Raw genomic sequence first — 18,364 nt, 5'->3', positions numbered from 1 at the left:
CCCCCTTATCAACCCACTGAGCACATCACCGGGCTGCTTTACTTTTATGGCGACCGCTGAACGGCCATACCCCCCATTTACTGATGAGATGTTATTATCGAGGTTTTTCAGTTGAACAGGCTCAGCATGGCATCCTCTTTTCTTCGCAGTCTTACCTTTGTCATCTCGCTGATTATCGGCGTTGGCTCCCCCATGCTGGTGCAGGCCAGGCCCGATCTGGAACGTAAAATTGGCGTGACCATCGCCGATACACAGTCACCTGATTATCAGTTCAGTGATTTACGGTTCAATTCAGTGGATGGCCAGCGCCATTACCGCATCCGCATCGCGCAGCCGCGTATCGCCCCGCCACCGGCTGGGTATCCGGTCATCTACTTTTTGGACGGCAACGCGGTACTGATGGAGCTGAATGCCAGCTTGTTGGCACGGCTTGCAGCACAAAAACAGCCGCCGGTATTGGTGCTGATCAGTTATGACAACGATTTGCGTATCGATGCCAATGGCCGCAGCTACGATTACACCCCGGCCGCACTGCAAACCAGTGGGATGCGGCCCAATGGCGGCGCAGATGCCTTCTTGCAACTGATTGAACGTCAGGTGAAACCGGCAGTTGCAGCGAAGGTTACCGTTGATCCTCAACAGCAAACGCTGTGGGGACACTCTTACGGCGGTCTGTTCGTTCTGCATACGCTGCTAACCCAGCCAGCGGCGTTCCAACATTACGTCGCGGTTGAACCCTCTATCTGGTGGGGCAAAGGCTTTATTCTGCAAGAAGCACAACGGGTTATTGATCGACATCCTGCGTTATCTGCCCATCTGTGGTTATGGACCGGCGGTGGCGAGAAAATGCGTTCAGCACCGCCCAATGTCAAGCAGGCTCCACTTCCCGCAGATGCAGCTCAGCAGTTGGCCGAACGGTTGGGTACGCTAAAGGGACTTGAGGTTGATTTCCGGGAATGGCCAGGCTTGGATCACGGTGCTATGTTCAGTGCGGCTATCGCACCTGCATTGGAAGACATCGCCAAGGGTACCGCTCAGGATAAATGATGGGATTACAGTTGCTGACTCTGGGGAATTTTGAACATGGCGGCTCCCCTTTGGCAAGTTAGCTTGCTCTACCGGTGGAGCCTGAATGGCTAATGTATTTTCTGAAGGAGGCCCTGGTGAGGCACAATAAGAAGAGATTGACTGGACAGGATTTACCGCTATTTATTACCGCGTATTGCGCTATTTTCTAGCCCCGTCACAGTTAATATAAAGGTTTGCCCCACCGACGGGAACGGGTGAAAACCACCCTTGTAATACATTATGAAAAGTGATAGTTAAACCCGTTGGTAGACATCAAATTGATTGCAAAAACAATTATTATCACAGGGAATTATATTACAACAATGAATATCAATATTACCGATCAACCAAACCCACAAGATGAAGAGTTCGTCATTGATAGCCTGTGGGCTCACAACGAAAAAACCGAACATGTCGATATCCACCCGCTGTTCCTGACCATTACCGATGACGAAGGCAAAATCGTCGCCGGCCTGGTTGCCAGAACCTGGTGGGGCGGGCTTGAAGTACAGTATCTTTGGGTCGGCGAGCAATATCAGAAAAGCGGCTATGGCCGCCAATTGATGTTACAAGCCGAAGAAGAAGCCAAGAAGCGCGGTTGCCACATGGCTTATGTCGATACTTTCGACTTCCAGGCCCGAGGCTTTTATGAAAAATTGGGCTATCAGGTTTACGGCAACTTAGGCGATTATGCCAAAAAGCATACGCGTCACTACCTGGCGAAAAAGTTATAACCCAATCTTAATCGGTGAGGTCAGAATGGATTCGCCCGATAAAAGTAATGAATTCTATTTGAAGGGCCTGATTGCCATGATGGAGCACTTAAGTGAGCCATGGGGCATCAAGGATCTGGCATCCCGTCATCTTTACATGAACCGGGCCGCCTACCTCTATACCAACACGCCATTAAGTTTTGATATAGCCGGTAAGCGAGACGACGAATTCCCCGCCGACTGGGCCGAATCTGCCGCCGATTTTGTCGAGCATGACAAAATGACTGAGATCTCACGCGATCGGGTTGCCGTGATAGAAACCCATTATTGGTATGGGAAAGACAGCCTGACACCGTTTATCAGCGAAAAACTGCCCATCTACAACGATAAGAAAGAAGTCTTCGGGGTGATGTGGAACGCCAAGCCGCTCAACACATTATCCCCGCTTAATTATATCAATCAGCATAAACCCAGCGTATTAACCACGGAAACCAACAGCACTATTTTTACCCGTGCTGAACTGGACGTTATCTTTTTAATGTTGCAACGGCTGTCGGTGAAAGAAATAGCCAAAATATATAACATCAGCAATAAAACCATAGAAAACAGAATATATAACATTTATCAGAAATCTGATGTCCACACACAGCAGCAGTTTGAGGAGTTTTGCAAATATGCGCGTCTGGACAGCTATATTCCCGATCGCCTGATAGCGAAAGGCATCCAGTTTATTTAAATAGCAAGGAATACCTCACCGTGATCAAAATTGAAGACTATCCGTTAACCCGGGTACCTCAGGATAAAAGAGTCTCCTTTTTAAGCGTAGCTATCGTGCATATGGGCATGTTGACCGCTCTGGATCAGTTTATGCTTGGCGCCGTGTTGGGCCATTCCATGACGCTGATCGATGCATTCACCGCCATTTTTGTCGGCAGCCTGATTTTTGGCGTAGTGACCTACGGCCTCGGGTTGGCGGGGATGCGCGAAGGGATCTCCGGTAGCCTGCTCGCCCGTTGGTGCGGTTTCGGCCGCTTGGGTTCGGTCCTGATCGGTGTCGTCGTCGCTGTCAGCCTGCTGGGTTGGTTTGGCATACAAAATGCCATCTTCGCCAAATCGTTGGATTTCGCCCTTGGCAATAAACTGGGCTTTGGTCTGGCGGCCGGGCTGTCCGGCACCCTATTGACCATCCTGGTGGCGTTTGGCTTCAAGGCCTTGCGCATTGCCGCCAGAATTGCGGTGCCGATGTTTATTATGTTGGTGGCCTATATTTCCTACATCACCCTCACCGGCCATAATCTGCCGGAGATTATCCAACTTATGCCGCCGGGTGATCCGCTGTCGATCAGCGCCGGTATCACTATTGTGGTCGGCGGCGCTATTGTTGCCAGCCTGATGACCCCCGATTTAACGCGCTACTCAAAAAACAGCAAGCATGTATTTGGCGTGACCATTCTCACCATTGTCGCCGGAGAGTTCGTGGTTAACGGCCTGGCGCTGCTGATTGCCAAAACGCTCGGCACGGCGGATGTGGTCACCATCATGTCGCAAGTTGCCGGCGGTGCGGGCTTACTGGTCGTCGTGTTCTCCACCTTGAGGGTTAACGACCTCAACCTGTATTCATCGTCACTGGGTATCGTCAACGCCGTTGAAGGCATGACCGGTAAAAGGCTGAAATACACCGCAACCACGTTAGTGATTGGCGTATTGGGCACCACACTTTCCGTATTGGGCATTCTGGATCGGTTTGTCGATTTCCTGACGGTGCTTGGTGTGGTATTCCCGCCGATTATCGGCGTTATGTTGGTTGATTATTATCTGTTGCGCACTCACCGTAAGATTCTGGATGAGAGCCGCCAGGAAGGAAAATTGCCTGACCAGACGCCAACCATTGGCTGGGCGGCCATCATCGCCAGTATTGCCGGCAGCATCGTCGGATTGGTGACTGAGTGGGGTGTGCCTACCATCAACTCGTTACTGGCCGCCAGCCTGCTGTACTGGGCGCTCAAATTGACAGTGAGCCGCTCTCAGAAACCGGCGTCTGCACAAAGCTAATCTGGCCTGGGTGATATTCTCCACTCTCTCACTGCCGGAGAGTGGTGAAATAAGAAACAAGTAGAAAAAGAAATAGAATCGCTGAGTGATAACGTCAAGGCATAAATAGATATCGGTCGGCTAACTAGCCGACTGGCATCAATATAGATTGGTGGGTTTTAAACTGTAGCGTTACAGCCGATGGCGTAATTGGAATTCCCTGGTGTCAGTAGCTAAAACATCCTTTAATACTCAGAGAATGGAAACGCCCCCTCTCCGAGCTTTTTATTATAGAAGCAGTCAGACGATTGCCTATTAACCCTTCTGATCGTCAATAAACACTTCAGTATGGGTGAACATTAGCTCACAAAATCCACTCTGGTCAACACAAAAGTAGACACAAAACCCACTTTTGTGTTCACTTTTTACAGATTAAGACGTAAGTAATTGATTTATATTTGATTACCTTTATTTCTCATTATGCGCACATTAATAAAAGCCTTCATGACCACGGCAAGGGATAGAGCCCCTTTCATTTTTAAAGTGTAATCAGCCGGTTACCGGCATAATCTCTGTGTCCGTTCTGGACAATGCCGGTACGTGCGATATAGTAAAGCCGGCCAGAATATTGTAAGGAATGCTTATGAAGACCACTAACGCCCAGCGCAAAGTCAACATCATTAAGAATATTGAATATCTGATGCGCACACGGGGCGAAACCAAGGCATCCTTCTCTAACCGTACTGGCCTGACACGCACCACCATCTATAAAATCCTGGATGGCAAGGTCAACAATGTGCAGCAAGCCACCGTTAACCGGATTTCAGACTTCTTTGGCGTTTCCTGTGAGGAGATCGAAGACTATGATCTGGAAAAACTGGAGCTGCTCAACGAAACCCTTTCAACCGAAGGGAATAAAAACCCTTCTGCCATTCCAGTTATTCCTCAATCGCGATTTTTATCCGTTACGGGCTGGAAGATTGGGCAGTTGGTGACAGAGTTTCCTTTGACTTATTTCTTCGGCGATGAGTCAAATATGGTAGCAATGAAAATAGAGACCGAAATAAAAGGTTCATTTATCCCTGGCGAGGTCATTATTATAAAACGCCCGCCGGTGCTGGTTTGCAATTCGCCTTTATTGTATCACTCGGGAAAAAACGGTTTCTTTGTCATTAATGACAAAGAAGAAAGCAGCATGGAGAAAAACAATCAGGATACCGTGCAATTCCTGGGTTATATCTTTGGAGAAAGGCTATAAATGGAACCTAATCAAAAGTTCAAGCTATTGGGCTTTACCCGGCATGGCACCCTCGCGGCCAATGTCATGGTATTAGCCACCGGCAAAACCATCACTATGGGGCTCAATGAGCTGGCCGACAGCGAAATATCGGAAGATCTTAGCCGACATGAACTGCAGGCACTGTACCGCAAGATTTATGGCAACAATCAGCAGCAAACCGCTTATGAACTTAGCGATCGCCATGAGCGCTCTTGGTACGCCTACTTGATCATTACCGTGGCACTCAGCGTGATTTATATCTTTTCAACGCTGTGCGGCGTAAAGCCGATTCAAATTCCCGCGTTAAACCTGATCACACCACCAGCCATTTTTATTTATCCTCTCACTTTTATCCTCGTCGATATTTTAAACGAGTTTTACGGACTACGATTGGCCAGGCGCACCATCATCATCTCGTTTATGGCCAACCTGATTTTTGTGCTGGGCGTTTGGGCCACCACCCTGGTGCCGAGCATTCCACAATGGGAGTTCAGCAAAACTTATGACGGTATCGTCCACAGCATTATGGCGGTACTGGTTGCCTCCTCTGCGGCTTATTTAATTTCCGAGAATGTTAACTCCTACCTGCTTTGCAAAATCAAAGAGTTGACCAACTCCCGCTACCTGTTTGTGCGCGTGATCACCAGTACCGTTGTCGCCTCAGCCATCGACAGCGTGGTGTTCTGTACACTGGCGTTCTACAACGTCCTGAGCTGGGACATCATCAAAACCATGATCCTGTCGCAGTTCCTGATCAAGGTGGTCTATGCCCTGGTGGGCGTCGGCCCGATTTACGCCGCTCGTAGTCTGTTTAACCGCTATATCAATACCGATCTTGCAAGGAGCAACGAATATGCATATCAAAAAACAAGATAAAATCACCCATCTTGGCGCTAACTCCGATTACCCGGACCAGTATGCTCCCGAATTGCTCGAGGCCCTGCCGCGCGCACGCGGCCGTGATCTGATCGGTGTAGATGAACAAAACCTGCCGTTCCACGGCGTGGATTTATGGACCGCCTTCGAACTGTCCTGGCTCAACGCCAAAGGCAAGCCAGTGGTTGGCATTGGCGAGTTCACTCTGCCGCATTCTTCCACCAATCTGATTGAGTCCAAGTCATTCAAGCTGTATCTCAACAGCTTTAACCAGACGCGCTTTGACAGCGTTGAACAGGTGAGCGCCGCGATGCAAAAAGATCTGTCGCAGGCCGCCAACGGTCAGGTCGGCGTCAAACTCTATCCAGGATTGGACGGTTATTCATCGCAAATAGATCGCCTGCCGGGCATCAATATTGACGATCTGGACATCGCCGTGGATGACTTTGACTTCAAACCAGAATATTTGCACGGTGCAACCTGCGATCAAGCGGAAACCGTGACGGAAACGCTGTCCTCCAACCTGCTGAAATCCAACTGTCTGGTCACCAACCAACCGGACTGGGGCAGCGTGGTGATCCACTATCAAGGCCGGAAAATCGATCGCGAGCGCCTGCTGCGCTACCTGATCTCTTTCCGCCAGCACAATGAGTTCCACGAGCAGTGTGTCGAACGCATTTTTAACGACATCAAGCAAAGCTGCCGGCCGGAAAAACTCAGCGTTTTCGCCCGCTACACCCGCCGCGGTGGTCTGGACATCAACCCGTTCCGCAGCGATTTTGAAGCCGAACCAACACTGGGTCGCCTGATCAGGCAATAAGCCTTCCTCAATAATGCCCCGATGCGGGGCATTATTTCTCCCCCTTTCATCTCCTTGTTATTTTTCGCCATTACCGTCGTTAACGACTATCTTCAAAGCAAACCTTGGGGAGTAAAACGACGCATGCCTGATTTTTCGCGCAGAGAAGTACTGCGGGCTGCCGCCATCGGATCGGCTTTTTCACTGTTACCTGTATCGATCCGTAAAGCCCTGGCAATACCGGCCAATAACCGCACCGGCACGATTAACGATGTCGAACACGTCGTGATCCTGATGCAGGAAAACCGCTCTTTCGATCATTACTTCGGCACGCTGCCTGGGGTGCGCGGCTTTAGCGATCGTATTACCATTCCATTGCCCGACGATCGCCATGTGTGGCAACAACAAGGGACAGATCGACTGGTCTTGCCCTATCACCTGGACAGCAAACGCGGAAATGCTCAACGGGTTAGCGGAACACCCCACTCGTGGGTAGACGAACAGTCCGCCTGGGACAGCGGCCGCATGAGCGCCTGGCCCACGTACAAAACGCCGACCTCGATGGGTTATTACCGCCGCCACGAATTGCCCTTCCAGTTTGCGCTAGCAGAAACCTTCACTCTGTGCGACGCCTATCATTGTTCGATCCACGCCGGTACCAATACCAACCGCCTGTTCCACTGGACCGGGACCAACGGCCCGACTGCGGCCGACGTCGCGGTCGTGGTTAACGAATGGGACAGCCCCGGCCCCGTAGAGGTCGGTTACCAGTGGCATACCTATCCTGAGCGGTTGGAAGCCAGTGGCGTCAGTTGGAAGGTCTATCAATTTTTGCCGGATAACTTCACCGACAACCCCTTGGCAGGTTTTCGCCAATACCGCGCCGCCAGCGTTAAGGTCGGTAATCCGGCGCAGCCGCCGAAAGACTTCACCGCCTTTGTGCCCTACCGCGATGAACTCAATGCCGAAGCGCCGCTGTACAAAGGGAATGGCAATACCCTGCCCGCCGCCAACGGCAATGATTTGGGCGCGATGATAGCCGGTTTCCGCGCCGACGTTCAGCAGGGCAAACTGCCGCAGGTGAGTTGGATTATCGCACCGGCAGCCTATTCGGAGCATCCCGGGCCGTCCAGTCCGGTGCAGGGGGGCTGGTTTACGCAAGAAATTCTCAATGCGCTGACCGACAACCCCGAGGTGTGGAGCAAGACCGTACTGCTGGTCAATTACGACGAAAACGACGGTTTCTTCGATCATATGCCTTCACCTTCCGCGCCATCGCTACGCGAAGATGGCAGCTTTGCCGGCAAATCGACGGTGCCGTTCGACAGTGAAATCTTTCAACACGTTGCTCCACCGGGCTCGCAGGACCAACCCCCACCGGACGGCCGTATTTATGGCCCCGGGCCACGCGTGCCCATGCTGGTGCTATCGCCCTGGAGCCGTGGCGGTTGGGTCAATTCACAGGTGTTCGACCACACCTCGGTACTGCAATTTTTGGAGAAACGCTTTCAGGTGCATGAACCGAATATCAGTGCCTGGCGAAGGGCGGTGTGCGGCGATCTCACCTCCGCGTTCAACTTTGTCGATCCGAACGGAGAAACCTTACCCCGTTTGCCGGCCATCAGTCGCCACGCCGCCGACAGCCTGCGCCAACGGCAGGAACAGTTGCCGCAGGTACCTCTGCCCCCCGTGGACAAGCAGCAATTGCCACACCAATCCCGATTGGCGCGTCCATCACGTGCACTGCCTTATCAACTGCACGTTGAGGCCACCAGCTACCCCGAGCAGCACAGGGTGACGCTCAATCTCTACAATACCGGGGCGCAAGGCGCGGTATTCCACGTTTACGATCGACTGAATCTGGATCAGATCCCACAGCGCTATACCGTCGAGGCTGGCAAAGCCGTCAGCGATAACTGGTCAACAACAGACGAATACCATCTGTGGCTACTCGGCCCCAACGGCTTTCACCGTGAACTACGCGGCACCCTTCTCCAATCACAGCCGGAAGTGCGTTTGAACCCACAGGGTGACGGCCTGTCGCTCACGCTCACGAACCCCGGTAGCCAGACAACAACGGTAACGATCGCCCGCTGCCCCTATACGCAACATGGCCCTTGGCACATTGAACTGCCGGCAGGTGGCCGCCATCAGCAAGCCTTTGACGCCAAAACCAGCGGCGGCTGGTACGATCTTTCACTAGAAGGTTCCCATGGCTGGCGACGGCGGTTGGCGGGCAGGCTGGAAACGGGCGAACACAGCGTCAGCGACCCACTCATGGGTAAAGCATAAGATATCCGCACTGGGGTGTTCAAAAAGCGAAAGGATATGGATTATCATTAGCTTCTTTATTCAACGCCCCATGCTCAAGGATCTCCATGCTCGCCGTTCTTATTGCCAAAACCAGCCGTTGGCTGGCCGCCTGCGCCCTGCTGCTAGCCAGTGCCGTTCAGGCTGCGCCAATCGTCGTGACCGACGTTGCCGGCCGCCAGGTTACCCTGCCACAACCGGCGAAACGCGTGATCCTGGCTGATGCCCGTGCACTGCTGGCGTTGAATATCCTGCACCCGCAGGAGCCGTTGAAAAACATCATCGCTTGGGACAATTCACTGAAGGTCAAAGCGCCAGATCTGGTGGAGGCCTACGCGAAGAAATTCCCGCAGGTGATGCAGATCCCCACGTTTGATAACCCATACGTCAGTGATTTCAGCGTTGAAAGCGCGGTGGTTCGTAAGCCAGATCTGATCATTTTCGACATCGGCCTGTTGAGCAAGTTGAAAGACAGCGGCGTGTTGACCCAACTGGAAAAAATCGGCATCCCGGTGCTGATTATCGATTTCCGCCAACAACCCCTCACGAACACCGTCGCCAGCATGCAGCTGTTGGGCAACGTATTTGATGAACAGCAGAACGCCGATGCCTTTATTCAGCTCTACCAGCAACGGCTCGCTCTGGTACGCCAACGGGTGGCGACGCTCAAGCCAGAGCAACGCCCTAGTGTGTTTATCGAACGCAGTGCCGGCATGAAAGGCGAGCAATGCTGCAACACCTTCGGCAAAGGCAGTTTTGGCCAGTTTATTGATACCGCCGGTGGCAACAACATCGGCAGCACGCTGTTTGCGGAAATGGGCGGCGAAGTCAATGTGGAGCAGATGATCGCCAGCAACCCGGATTTCTATCTGATGACGGGTGCTGACTGGAGTCGCGGCCATAAAGGCACGATGGCAGTCCCCTTGGGTTACGCGACAGATGCCGCCACCACTCAGCAAAAGCTGGCTGTGTTGATGAACCGCACCGGTCTGAACGTGCTGAAGGCCGTCAAAGAAAAACGCGTAATGGCGATTTATCACCAATTCTATGATACGCCGTTGAATTTCATCGCGGTCGAGGCGATCGCCAAATTCCTGCATCCGGACTTATTTAAAGATATTGATCCGCAAGCGGATATTGAAATGGTACACCACAAATTCACCGCATTGGATTACAGCGGTGTGTTTTGGGTCACCGCGAAATAATCCTCACACAGGGCCCGTCAGCCGGGCCCTGACGTTCCTGTCGTCATTTAATTGCCCGCTGAATTATTCCGCAACAAAGTTATTTACTTGCCAATAATTATCATTAAGATTGTCATTTCTAAAAAAACACATCTGGGTTTGAAACTTTTAAGGCATTATTATGTCAATCCTTTTTCGTCTTTCTCTGTTGGCAGCGTCCGTTGCCATGGCGCTACCCGTCCTTGCTGCTGATAATAAATCTCAAAACCAAACGCCCACTGACAACATAACCGTTGTTGGCAACTGGCTGGATAACCCCGACACCAGCTCCGTATTGCTTAACCACCCTGGCGCAAGATCCATCGTTACCGAACAACAGATGCATGAGCAAGGCGATCAGACCATCGCCGATACGCTGCGTGGCGTGCCTGGCGTACAGGTACGCGACAGCAACGGCACCGGCGGTAGCGATATTTCGCTCAACGTCGGTGTGCGCGGCCTGACGTCTCGCCTCTCTCCCCGCTCCACCATTTTGATGGACGGCGTACCTTTGGCGGTTGCCCCTTACGGCCAGCCACAGCTGTCGATGGCACCGCTGTCGATTGGCAGCCTGCAGTCGGTTGACGTGGTACGTGGCGGCGGTGCGGTGCGTTACGGGCCACAAAACGTCGGTGGCGTGATTAACTTTGTCACCAAAGACATTCCGAAGACCTTTGGTGGCTCAGCCAGCGTGCAAACCCAGGGGGCCAGCCACGGCGGGTTGAAAACCCTGACCAGCACCTCGCTCGGTGGCACCGCTGACAACGGCTTCGGCGCAGAACTGCTGTATTCCGGCCTGCACGGCCAGGGCTATCGCGACAATAATGACAACACGGATATCGACGACTTCATGCTGAAAACGCGCTATGCGTTTACCGATCGTGATGAGTTGCTGGCCAATTTCCATTATTACGATGCCAAAGCAGGAATGCCGGGCGGGCTAAGCAGCGCGCAGTACGCACAAAACCCGTTCCAGTCGACCCGCCCGTGGGACCAGTTTGAAGGCCGTCGCAAGGACATGTCGTTCAAATATAAGCACCAGGAAGACGATAAGCAGTTCGAAGTACTGACTTACTTCACCGACAGCTATCGCGGTAGCAGTATCGAATCGGAAGGCACCGGCAAAAACGCCGGCATGAAGCGCATGGTGTCTTACCCGCGCCACTACTCCACCTGGGCGATTGAACCCAGCTATTCGCAGCTCTTCCGCTTCTGGGACATGGCGCACGAGATCACCCTCGGCTACCGCTACCTGAACGAAACCATGGACGAGAAAGCCTCACGCTCAGCCTGGTACAACCCGGCGAATATCGGCTCCACGCCGGAAACCCCGGATTACTACCAGCACACCTCCGGCGGCACGGCGGCCCACGCACTGTACATTGACGACACCATTAACGTCGGTAACTGGACGCTGACCCCTGGCCTACGCTATGAAAGCATTCGCACCCATGTCGATGATTCATTCAACAACATCAGCCGCGAGAAGAGCTACAGCGAACCGCTGCCGTCACTGAATGTCATGTACCACATGTCGGACGCCTGGAAGCTGTTCGCCAACGCCAATACCTCATTCGGCAGCATGCAATACTTCCAGCTGACCAAAGGCGGCAACGGCAACCAGCCGGCACCGGGCCTGACAGCAGAAAAAGCCCATACTTATGAGTTCGGTACCCGCTATGACGACACCATCGTCAAAGCCGAAGCCACGCTGTTCTACATCGACTTCGACAACCAATTGCAGTACATCAGCAACGATGTGGGTTGGACCAACATGGGGGCGACCAAGCACAAGGGGATCGAGCTGGCACTCAGCTATGATCTCAGCGAACTCAGCCGCATGCTGGACGGCGCCAGCGTCTATACCAGCTACACCTACACCAAGGCCAGCACCGACAAAGGCGACTTCGCCGGTAAAGACCTGCCGTTTTATTCACGCCAGGTGTATACCGTCGGCACCCGCTACGCCACAGGTAACTGGGTGTGGAATCTGGACAGCTATGCTCAGTCCAAGCAGCACTCTCCGGGCACCGGGCCGGATTACGTGACCCAGGAAAGCGCCGACGGCCAGTTTGGTAACATCGCCGGGTATATGGTGTGGAATATGCGTGGGGAGTATAACTTTGGGCCGCAGTTGTCGAACCTGACGCTGGGTGCCGGGGTAAAAAACCTGTTCGATCAGCGCTACTTCACCCGCTCCAACGACAACAACTTTGGTAAGTACGTCGGTGAACCGCGCACCTTCTTTGTGCAGGGTTCCGTGGCATTCTAAGCATCAGCGCCCTCTTCGGGGGCGCTAATCTCACCGACAGTGCAGCCGAAACAAGCGCGCCAAGTGTGCGCCCATCGGCGTCAACGTGGTGTCTTTACGCTGAATCAGATAAAACGTCGCCTTTGGCAGACTTTCCTCCAGCGCCAGCGGCACCAAATACTTGCCCAATATCGGATCAGAGATCACATCTACCGATAAAATACTGACGAAGTCACTTTGCGCCACCAGGCTGGTGCAGGCCATAAAAGTCTCGCAGGTGACACTGATCGACGGCGCCATCCCCAAATCCCCGAACAAATCATGCAGCAGCCGGTAATAGCTGCCTTTTGGCGTCGGCATGGTCCAGTCGCAGTGCTGCAATTGCTTGAGCGACGTGGCCCCTTCCATCGGGTGGCCCTTCCGTACCACTACCTTGTACTCTTTCTCCATCAGCCGTTCGTACTGCAATTCGTTATCCAGGCTGCTGGGGTAATAGGTATTGACGGTAAAATCCAGTTCACCCTGGCGCAGTTCCGGGATCATCGACACCAACTGCCCTTCAACAATCCTGACTTTAACCTTCGGGTATTCACGATGAAACTGGGTAATCACCTGTGGCATCACCGTTCGCGCAATACTGCCGCCGACGCCGATATTCACCGATCCCCCTGCCAGCCCCAGCCGTTGCTGAATATCCTCCTGCGCTACGCGAAGTTCTTCGAGGATCAGACTGGCATGTTGGAAAAAGTTATCGCCGCAGTCGGTCAGCACCACACCCTGACTACGGCGAACAAACAACTTGGCTCCCAGCACCTGTTCCAGTTCCTGAATCGACTTGGTCAGTGCGGGCTGTGAAAGGCGTGAGGTGCGGCTGGCGGCGCGGATGCTGCCCTGTCGGCTGACTTCGACAAACGCACGTAATTGGTGCAATTTTATTGAGGCGGGCATAGGCAAAGGGTGATAACCGTTGTTTATCAATAGCAAGATATTGGCATCTTATTTAGCCTGATTCCATTGTGTACATTCGAAAAAAACATAATAAATAACCAAATTCTTATTTCGCTTAATTAAGCACATTTTCTGCGGCGATAAGCGCTCTTCACGGTAGTTAGTCACTAAATACGCCATTTTCATTAAATAGTTTCACCCTCTGATTCCAGTTCAGAGCACCACTGCTGCCCAGCGTTTATCTGGGCGCGATAACTAATGAGATATCCCAATGAATAATCCGCTTTCGATGTTGGTGACCGATTTGTACCCGCAACTCCAGGCCTGGCGCCGTGACTTCCACCGCTATGCCGAGTCCGGTTGGTTTGAGTTCCGCACTGCCACTTTGGTGGCTGAAGAACTGGACAAGCTGGGCTATCGCCTGCAACTGGGCCGCGAAGTCATTAATGCCGATGCACGCATGGGGCTTCCGTCAGCCGAAGCCTTACAAAGGCAAGAACAACGCGCCCGTGAACAAGGTGCGCTGGAAAAATGGCTGCCACACTTTTCCGGCGGTTTCGCCGGTATTGTTGCCACGCTGGACACCGGACGCCCTGGCCCGGTGATCGCCTATCGGGTGGATATGGACGCGCTCGACCTCAACGAAAAGCTACAGCCGGACCACCTGCCGTTCCGCGAAGGGTTCGCCTCCTGCAACAGCGGCATGATGCATGCATGCGGTCACGATGGCCACACCACCATTGGCCTGGGGCTGGCACACGTATTCAAGCGCCTGGCACCACAGCTTAGCGGCACCATCAAACTGATTTTCCAACCGGCGGAAGAAGGCACCCGCGGGGCAAAATCCATGGTGGAAGCCGGCGTGGTGGACGACGTTGATTTCTTCACTGCGGTGCATATTGGCACTGGCGTACCCGCCGGTGAACTGGTGTGCGGCAGCGACAGCTTTATGGCGACCAGCAAGCTGGATGTGACCTACCGCGGCATAGCCGCCCATGCCGGTGCCAAACCGGAAGATGGCCGTAATGCCCTGCTGGCGGCGGCGCAGGCCACATTAGGGTTGTACGCCATCCCACGCCACAGCGAAGGCAGTTCACGCATCAACGTCGGCGTATTGCACGCCGGCACTGGCCGTAACGTGATTGCCGATCAGGCCTTTATGAAAGTGGAAACCCGTGGCGCCACCAACGCCATCAACGAATTTGTCTACCAACAGGCACTGAACGTGATCGACGGGGCAGCCAAAATGCACGGTGTGGAATACAACGTCACACTGATGGGGGCGGCACAAAGCAGCAAACCAACCCAACCCTGGGTGGACTATATCCACCAACAGGCGCAGAGCATCACAGAGCTGTCCTCCGTCGTTGATCGCCGCGAGCAGGCTGCCGGTTCAGAAGACGCGACCTACATGATGGAACGGGTCAAATCCCACGGTGGACAGGCCTCCTATGTGATTTTCGGTACCGAACTGAGCGCGGGGCACCACAACGAGAAGTTTGATTTTAACGAACAGGTCATGGCGGTTGCGGTGAAAACGCTGGCGTCTCTGGCGCTGAACCTGCCTACTTTCAGGAGCAAAGCATGAGCCATCCGCAACTGCTGGCATTTATCAATCACTACATTGACCAACACCGGCCACGTTTTAGCGCACTGAGCGACAGTATCTGGGATCACCCTGAAACACGCTTTACCGAAACCTATTCCGCCAATTTGCTGGCTGACGCGTTGGAGCAGGAAGGCTTTACGCTTGAACGTGGCGTTGGCGGCATTGAAACCGCGTTTATCGCCAGCTTCGGCAGCGGCCAGCCGGTGATCGCCCTGCTGGGCGAGTACGATGCCCTCGCCGGGCTCAGTCAACGGTCAGGCTGCGCCACACCAGAACCCTTAGTGGAAAATGGCAACGGCCACGGCTGTGGTCACAACCTGCTGGGCACTGCCGCGCTGGCGGGCGCCTTTGCCGTGAAAGCCTGGATGCAGCAGCAGCGCTTGACCGGCACCGTGCGTTTCTATGGTTGTCCCGGCGAAGAAGGCGGTTCCGGTAAAACCTTCATGGTGCGCGAAGGGCTGTTCGATGACGTCGACGCCGCCCTCACCTGGCACCCCGAAGGCTTCAGCGGCATGTTCAACACCAGCACCTTAGCCAATATTCAGGCAGCCTTTCAGTTCAAAGGGATCGCCGCTCACGCCGCTAACTCGCCACATCTTGGCCGCAGTGCGCTGGATACGGTGACATTGATGAACACCGGCGCTAACTTCCTGCGCGAGCACATCGTGCAGGAAGCGCGGCTGCACTATGCGGTGACCAACACCGGCGGCAGTTCGCCCAACGTGGTGCAAGCCGACGCAGAAGTGCTGTACCTGATCCGCGCGCCGCAGCTCGATCAGGCGCAGGATATTTACCAGCGGGTGATCAACATCGCTAAAGGCGCGGCGCTAATGACCGACACCCAAATGACGGTGCGTTTCGATAAGGCCTGCTCCAACTACGTGCCGAACCGCAGCATGGAGCAGGTGATGTATCGGTATGTCTGTGACTTCGGCCTGCCGGAATACAGTGAGGAGGAGCGCAGATTCGCCACCGAGATCCGCCAAACGCTGAACAAGGACGACCTGCGCAATGCCAGGCTGAATATCGCCCGTACCGGCGGTGCGGCTGGCCGTGAATGGGTACAGCAGTTGGGTGACAAGGTGTTGATGGATGAGGTCGCACCTTATGTGGCATCGGAGGATTTGTTGTACGGATCGACCGATGTAGGCGACGTCAGCTGGGTGGCACCGACCGCGCAGTGCTTCAGCCCGTGCTTTGCATTCGGCACCCCGCTGCACACCTGGCAACTGGTAGCACAGGGCCGTACCTCTATCGCCCACAAAGGCATGTGCCTGGCGGGCAAGATCATGGCTGCCACTGCCATCGAACTGCTGAGCGACAGCAACCTTCTGGCAGACTGCCGACAAGAGTTCAAACGCCAACGCGCAGAACACCCCTACAGTTGCCCGATCCCCGCGGGCATTAAACCTTCACCGTTAAAATAACGACTACGCTGCAAAGGCCCGCAAACCGGGCCAGTAACAATAATTATAATTAAATCAAATAATAAAAAATAAACACAACAGGACAAACACAGAGGGTAAGTCAATGAGTGAGGTCACAACGTCAGCGAATAAAAGCCCCGGCCGCGTTTTTTACTGGGTAGAACGCATCGGGAATAAAATCCCCAATCCATTTTTACTGTTCGTCTATTTAATCGTTGTTTTAATGCTGGCCACCGCGCTGTTCTCCTGGCTGGACGTGGCGGTGAAGAACCCGGCCACCGGTGAGCTGATCAAGGTGAATAACCTGATGAGCGTGGCGGGCATGCAGTGGATCTTCCCGAATATCATTCATAACTTCAGCAGCTTTGCGCCGCTGGGTGCCATTTTGGCGTTGGTCATCGGTGCAGGGTTGGCCGAGAAAGTCGGGCTGTTGCAGGCATTGATGTACAAAATGGCCTCACGCGTTAGCGCCCGCTATGCCAGTTACATGGTGCTGTTTATCGCCTTCTTCAGCCATATTTCATCGGATGCCGCACTGGTGGTGATGCCGCCGCTCGGCGCGCTGATGTTCCTGGCGGTGGGGCGCCACCCGATAGCCGGGCTATTAGCCGCTATTGCCGGGGTGGCCTCCGGCTTTACCGCCAACCTGTTGATCGTGACCACCGACGTGCTGCTCTCCGGGATCAGTACCGAGGCCACCAAAGCGGTAGACGCCGCCGTTCACGTCAGTGTGATCGACAACTGGTACTTTATGGCTACCTCAGTGATCGTGCTGACCATCGCCGGCGCACTGCTGACCGATAAGTTTATTGAACCCAGGCTGCCAGAATGGCACGGCAGCTCGGAGGACAAGATCGAGGCGCTGACCCCGCTGCAAAACCGCGGGCTGATGATGAGTGGCATCGCCGCACTGGTGTTTATCGCCATTATCGCCGCCCTGGTGGTGCCGGAAGCCGCCCCGCTGCGCGATCCGAAAACCGGCTCGGTGATCCCATCGCCGTTCATTAAAGGCATTGTGCCGATCATCATCCTGTTCTTTTTCACCGTCGGCATTACCTATGGCGTGGTGACCAAACAGATCAAGCGGCCTGACGATATTCCCCACCACTTGATAGAGCCGATGAAAAGCATGGCTGGCTTTATTGTGATGGTGTTTCCGCTGTCGCAGTTCGTGGCGTTCTTTAACTGGAGCAACATGGGCAAGTTTATGGCCATCGGCCTGACCGACATGCTGGAAGCCGCCGGCATGAGCGGCGCCCCTGCGTTCCTTGGCCTGATGTTCCTCTCCGCCTTCCTGTGCATGTTTATCGCCAGCGGCTCTGCTATCTGGTCTATACTGGCGCCGATCTTTGTGCCCATGTTTATGCTGCTGGGCTTCCACCCGGCGTTCGCACAGATGATCTTCCGCATTGCCGACTCCTCGGTGCTGCCGTTGGCACCGATGTCTCCGTTCCTGCCGCTGTTCCTCGGTTTCCTGCAGCGTTACCGCAAAGATGCCCAGCTCGGCACCTATTACGTGCTGATCCTGCCTTATCCGTTAGTGTTCTTTGCCGTGTGGATTTTGCTGCTGCTGGCGTGGTACGCACTCGGCCTGCCGATCGGGCCGGGGGTCTATCCGAAGATGGGGTAAGCGTGTTCGGCCTCCCTTCGGGGAGGCCTGACTCATTCAACTATCAGAAACGGTAGCCAATGCCGATGTTGAAACCGTTGATAGAGCGATTTTTACCGCCTGCATCCAGGCTGGAGCCTTCATTGTAAGCATCCCTGTAATCCGAACCATTCACTTTTAGAGATCTTCCGACATACTGATTATGTCCCCGGAGGAGATCG

General features: G+C 53.9%; 14 protein-coding genes. 13 read left to right on the top strand and 1 reads right to left on the bottom strand.

Annotation, left to right across the window (positions count from 1 at the left end; translation table 11 throughout):
• Positions 1-126 precede the first annotated feature (126 nt).
• From AC2FC2_RS20910 to AC2FC2_RS20865, 10 genes are all read left to right on the top strand, one after another.
• Positions 127-1,047 (top strand): alpha/beta hydrolase, encoded by a 921-nt coding sequence (locus tag AC2FC2_RS20910; RefSeq protein WP_490659859.1) that lies wholly within the window; start codon positions 127-129, stop codon positions 1,045-1,047.
• 344 nt (positions 1,048-1,391) lie between these two features.
• On the top strand, positions 1,392-1,802 hold the full coding sequence (locus tag AC2FC2_RS20905) for a GNAT family N-acetyltransferase (RefSeq protein WP_209637428.1): 411 nt from the start codon (positions 1,392-1,394) through the stop codon (positions 1,800-1,802).
• Between the two features lie 25 nt (positions 1,803-1,827).
• Positions 1,828-2,517: a helix-turn-helix transcriptional regulator gene (locus AC2FC2_RS20900; RefSeq protein ID WP_490659858.1), complete on the top strand. Its 690-nt coding sequence runs from the start codon at positions 1,828-1,830 to the stop codon at positions 2,515-2,517.
• Positions 2,518-2,537: 20 nt separating this feature from the next.
• A complete protein-coding gene (locus tag AC2FC2_RS20895) occupies positions 2,538-3,833 on the top strand; it encodes a cytosine permease (protein WP_037416677.1) in 1,296 nt (431 codons plus the stop codon).
• Between the two features lie 622 nt (positions 3,834-4,455).
• Positions 4,456-5,070 (top strand): helix-turn-helix domain-containing protein, encoded by a 615-nt coding sequence (locus AC2FC2_RS20890; RefSeq protein WP_209637424.1) that lies wholly within the window; start codon positions 4,456-4,458, stop codon positions 5,068-5,070.
• Positions 5,071-5,967 carry a queuosine precursor transporter gene (locus AC2FC2_RS20885; RefSeq protein WP_037416671.1) on the top strand — a complete coding sequence of 299 codons (897 nt, stop codon included), beginning with the start codon at positions 5,071-5,073 and terminating at the stop codon, positions 5,965-5,967.
• Positions 5,945-6,787: an NADPH-dependent 7-cyano-7-deazaguanine reductase QueF gene (queF, locus tag AC2FC2_RS20880; RefSeq protein ID WP_209637422.1), complete on the top strand. Its 843-nt coding sequence runs from the start codon at positions 5,945-5,947 to the stop codon at positions 6,785-6,787. Before AC2FC2_RS20885 ends, queF begins: the two co-directional genes overlap by 23 nt.
• Before the next feature lie 123 nt (positions 6,788-6,910).
• Positions 6,911-9,058 carry a phosphocholine-specific phospholipase C gene (locus AC2FC2_RS20875; RefSeq protein WP_490659857.1) on the top strand — a complete coding sequence of 716 codons (2,148 nt, stop codon included), beginning with the start codon at positions 6,911-6,913 and terminating at the stop codon, positions 9,056-9,058.
• A gap of 86 nt (positions 9,059-9,144) precedes the next feature.
• Entirely contained in the window at positions 9,145-10,281 is a 1,137-nt protein-coding gene (locus AC2FC2_RS20870; RefSeq protein ID WP_265555978.1) for an ABC transporter substrate-binding protein, read from the top strand.
• Positions 10,282-10,441: 160 nt separating this feature from the next.
• Positions 10,442-12,571, top strand: a complete 2,130-nt coding sequence (locus AC2FC2_RS20865; RefSeq protein WP_490659856.1) for a TonB-dependent receptor family protein — start codon at positions 10,442-10,444, stop codon at positions 12,569-12,571.
• 30 nt (positions 12,572-12,601) lie between these two features.
• Here AC2FC2_RS20865 and AC2FC2_RS20860 read toward each other — a convergent pair whose 3' ends face one another.
• A complete protein-coding gene (locus tag AC2FC2_RS20860; RefSeq protein ID WP_490659886.1) occupies positions 12,602-13,498 on the bottom strand; it encodes a LysR family transcriptional regulator in 897 nt (298 codons plus the stop codon).
• Positions 13,499-13,769: 271 nt separating this feature from the next.
• Between AC2FC2_RS20860 and AC2FC2_RS20855 the strand changes: the two genes are divergently transcribed.
• The 3 genes from AC2FC2_RS20855 to abgT all read left to right on the top strand — a co-directional run bounded on the left by AC2FC2_RS20855 (position 13,770) and on the right by abgT (position 18,164).
• On the top strand, positions 13,770-15,086 hold the full coding sequence (locus tag AC2FC2_RS20855) for a M20 family metallo-hydrolase (protein ID WP_209637414.1): 1,317 nt from the start codon (positions 13,770-13,772) through the stop codon (positions 15,084-15,086).
• The gene (locus AC2FC2_RS20850; RefSeq protein WP_490659855.1) at positions 15,083-16,534 is read left to right on the top strand and encodes a M20 family metallopeptidase; all 1,452 of its coding nucleotides are present in this window, start codon (positions 15,083-15,085) and stop codon (positions 16,532-16,534) included. Before AC2FC2_RS20855 ends, AC2FC2_RS20850 begins: the two co-directional genes overlap by 4 nt.
• A 103-nt stretch (positions 16,535-16,637) precedes the next feature.
• Positions 16,638-18,164, top strand: coding sequence for a p-aminobenzoyl-glutamate transporter (abgT, locus tag AC2FC2_RS20845; protein ID WP_490659854.1), 1,527 nt, complete (start codon positions 16,638-16,640; stop codon positions 18,162-18,164).
• The last annotated feature ends 200 nt before the right edge of the window (positions 18,165-18,364 follow it).

It is taken from the genome of Serratia sp. CoH_122_TC_1 (assembly GCF_058191755.1).
The sequence above is the reverse complement of the archived record's forward strand: the minus strand, read 5'-3'. Positions and strand labels throughout refer to the sequence as shown.